This window comes from Halorubrum sp. SS7, from assembly GCF_005435055.1.
In the GTDB taxonomy this organism is placed as follows: Archaea; Halobacteriota; Halobacteria; order Halobacteriales; family Haloferacaceae; genus Halorubrum; species Halorubrum salinarum.
Genome location: NZ_SGXV01000025.1, coordinates 13,621 through 13,857, shown reverse-complemented (window position 1 = coordinate 13,857; position 237 = coordinate 13,621). Strand labels below are relative to the sequence as shown.

Below are 237 nucleotides of genomic sequence, written 5' to 3'. Positions count from 1 at the left end.
CAGTCTACTTCTCCGGCCTTGAACGCTACGTCCGACACGACCTCGCGTCCATGGGACGAGTCATCAACACGGAGCGGAACACTGCCCGCCTCGTTCACACCGGAAACGAAGGGGAAGAAGGAACTATGGAAGAGGACATTCGCCACGGCGACCACTCGCTCTTCTCGGTGAACTCAACAGAGTTTGAGGAGCTCGGCTACTTAGCCGGGCCACGCGACGACAACGGTCGACTCAGAG

The 237-nt window shown here is 59.1% G+C and carries 1 protein-coding gene; it reads left to right on the top strand.

All coding sequences use genetic code 11. From position 1 onward, the window contains the following. Positions 1-237: hypothetical protein (locus tag EXE44_RS20845; protein ID WP_199241224.1), on the top strand; the 237-nt coding region annotated here is incomplete at both ends.